Annotated in this window: 4 protein-coding genes; all 4 read left to right on the top strand. The window is 55.6% G+C overall.

Annotated elements, in window-relative coordinates; all coding sequences use genetic code 11:
• A partial coding sequence (locus GH664_RS22120; RefSeq protein ID WP_194270466.1) for a plasmid SOS inhibition protein A occupies nt 1-247 on the top strand: 247 nt, incomplete at its 5' end.
• A gap of 68 nt (nt 248-315) precedes the next feature.
• On the top strand, nt 316-966 hold the full coding sequence (gene tnpA / locus GH664_RS22115; RefSeq protein ID WP_000993956.1) for an IS66-like element accessory protein TnpA: 651 nt from the start codon (nt 316-318) through the stop codon (nt 964-966).
• Nucleotides 966-1313 carry an IS66 family insertion sequence element accessory protein TnpB gene (tnpB, locus tag GH664_RS22110; RefSeq protein WP_000624618.1) on the top strand — a complete coding sequence of 116 codons (348 nt, stop codon included), beginning with the start codon at nt 966-968 and terminating at the stop codon, nt 1311-1313. Before tnpA ends, tnpB begins: the two co-directional genes overlap by 1 nt.
• Nucleotides 1314-1332: 19 nt before the next feature.
• Nucleotides 1333-2904 (top strand): IS66 family transposase, encoded by a 1572-nt coding sequence (locus tag GH664_RS22105; RefSeq protein WP_000381443.1) that lies wholly within the window; start codon nt 1333-1335, stop codon nt 2902-2904.
• Nucleotides 2905-3095: the final 191 nt, after the last annotated feature.

The following is a 3095-nucleotide window of genomic DNA, read 5'->3' as shown; positions in this document are numbered from 1 at the left end:
ATTCGAACTGGCATTCCATTCGCCGGAGACGGTCGGAAGCTGGCCTGCCCGCTGGAGTGACCGGGTGGCGGAGCATGACCTGGAAACGCTGTTCTGGCAGTGGGGTGAGCGTTTTCCGTCACTGGCCGGGATGGAACGCTGGCAGTGGCAGGATATGCCGTTCTGGCAGGTCATCGCGGAAGCCAGTATGGCGGCAAGGGAGGCCGGTCATGTTGTCCGTGAGATGGAGCGTAACCGTCTCATTTAAACCGTCTTTCGCCTCCCTTTCCTGTTTCCGATACTAATGTCCATTTTCGCAGTAAAGGGACATTTAAGATGAATGCACGAAAAGCGGTACTGGCAGACAATCCGGAATTGATCCTGCGTGTGCTACAGCTGAGATTTGACGAGTCACTGTCGTACCCGCGCATTTCTGCGCAGACCGGTGTCAGCAAAACCGCCATTTTTTCTCTGGTGAGGCGATTTCACCAGGTATTCACTGACTGGCCTCTTTCCGGTGAATATTCCTGCGGGCAACTGGCCCGGGCTCTTTTCCCGGGGCGATACCCTTCAGCCCCGACCGTGACTCAGCCTGTGAAAGCAGAGAAACCCCGCCGGAACCGATTTTCACCGGAGTTTAAATGGAGACTGGTTCAGCAAACTCTTTTACCCGGTGCTTGTGTCGCACAAATAGCTCGAGAGAATGGAATTAACGATAACCTGCTCTTTAACTGGCGGCATCTCTGGCGTAACGGTGGCCTGCAACCGCCCGGCGAACATGAAACATCGCTACTTCCCGTGACGTTAACTCCGGAGCCGGATAATAAAATCCCGGCACCAGTGCAGATACCTGAACAGATAAATACACTGCCAGACAGTCTGTGCTGCGAGCTGGTTCTGCCGGCCGGAACTCTCAGGCTGAAAGGTGAACTGACACCGGCGTTATTACAGACACTTATCCGCGAAATGAAAGGGAGCAGCCACTGATGATATCTCTCCCTGCCGGTTCGCGTATCTGGCTGGTTGCCGGTATCACCGATATGCGAAATGGCTTTAACGGCCTGGCCTCAAAAGTTCAGAACGTCCTGAAGGATGACCCGTTCTCCGGGCATCTGTTCATCTTCCGCGGACGCCGGGGTGACCAGATAAAAGTGCTGTGGGCTGACAGTGACGGACTGTGCCTCTTCACCAAACGCCTGGAGCGGGGCCGCTTCGTCTGGCCGGTCACCCGCGATGGAAAGGTTCACCTTACTCCGGCTCAGTTGTCCATGCTTCTCGAAGGCATCGACTGGAAGCACCCGAAACGAACGGAACGCGCTGGCATCCGCATATAACCCGTTGTAAAGTGAGGATATGGACACCTCACTTGCTCATGAGAATGCCCGCCTGCGGGCACTGTTGCAGACGCAACAGGACACCATCCGCCAGATGGCGAAATACAACCGCCTGCTCTCACAGCGGGTGGCGGCTTATGCTTCCGAAATCAACCGGCTGAAGGCGCTGGTTGCGAAACTGCAGCGCATGCAGTTCGGTAAAAGCTCAGAAAAACTTCGCGCTAAAACCGAACGGCAGATACAGGAAGCCCAGGAGCGAATCAGCGCACTTCAGGAAGAAATGGCGGAAACGCTGGATGAGCAATATGACCCGGTACTGCCATCCGCCCTGCGCCAGTCTTCAGCCCGTAAGCCGTTACCGGCCTCACTTCCCCGTGAAACCCGGGTCATCCGGCCGGAAGAGGAATGCTGCCCGGCCTGTGGTGGTGACCTCAGTCCTCTGGGGTGTGATGTGTCAGAGCAACTGGAGCTTATCAGCAGCGCCTTTAAGGTTATCGAAACACAACGTCCGAAACTGGCCTGTTGCCGGTGCGACCATATCGTGCAGGCAACAGTACCTTCAAAACCCATTGCACGCAGTTATGCCGGAGCGGGGCTTCTGGCCCATGTTGTTACCGGGAAATATGCAGACCATCTGCCGTTATACCGCCAGTCAGAAATATACCGTCGCCAGGGCGTGGAGCTGAGCCGCGCCACGCTGGGGCGCTGGACAGGTGCCGTTGCTGAACTGCTGGAGCCGCTGTATGACGTCCTGCGCCAGTATGTGCTGATGCCCGGTAAAGTCCATGCGGATGATATCCCCGTTCCGGTCCAGGAGCCGGGCAGTGGTAAAACAAGAACTGCCCGGCTGTGGGTCTATGTCCGTGATGACCGTAACGCCGGTTCACAGATGCCCCCGGCGGTCTGGTTCGCGTACAGCCCGGACCGGAAAGGTATCCATCCACAGAATCACCTGGCCGGTTACAGCGGTGTGCTTCAGGCAGATGCTTACGGTGGTTACCGGGCGTTATACGAATCCGGCAGAATAACGGAAGCCGCGTGTATGGCCCATGCCCGGAGAAAAATCCACGATGTGCATGCAAGAGTGCCAACCGACATCACCACGGAAGCCCTGCAGCGTATCGGTGAACTGTATGTCATCGAGGCAGAAGTCCGGGGATGTTCAGCAGAACAGCGTCTGGCAGCAAGAAAAGCCAGAGCGGCTCCACTGATGCAGTCACTGTATGACTGGATACAGGAACAGATGAAAACACTGTCGCGTCACTCGGATACGGCAAAAGCGTTCGCATACCTGCTGAAACAGTGGGAGGCCCTGAACGTGTACTGCAGTAATGGCTGGGTGGAAATCGACAACAACATCGCAGAGAACGCCTTACGGGGAGTGGCCGTAGGCCGGAAAAACTGGCTCTTCGCGGGTTCCGACAGCGGTGGCGAACATGCGGCGGTGTTGTACTCGCTGATCGGCACATGCCGTCTGAACAATGTGGAACCAGAAAAATGGCTGCGTTACGTCATTGAGCATATCCAGGATTGGCCGGCAAACCGGGTACGCGATCTGTTGCCCTGGAAAGTTGATCTGACCTCTCAGTAAATATCAATACGGTTCTGGCGAGCCGCTTACGATTATTTTACAGCTGAGAAGTTTCAGTGCAGCAGTTCATGCACACGGTTCGACGGCTAGTCATTGATCTTCATAATTACCTCGCGTAAAAAACGGGGTAAGGCCGCTCATCCCAGCGTCATCTCCACAGGTAATAATTCAACGCCAATGCCAGAAGAGTT

This window comes from Thauera sp. 2A1, from assembly GCF_009469595.2.
Lineage (GTDB): Bacteria > Pseudomonadota > Gammaproteobacteria > Burkholderiales > Rhodocyclaceae > Thauera.
Note: the sequence above shows the minus strand (reverse complement) of the source record. Positions and strands in the feature narration are given on the sequence as shown.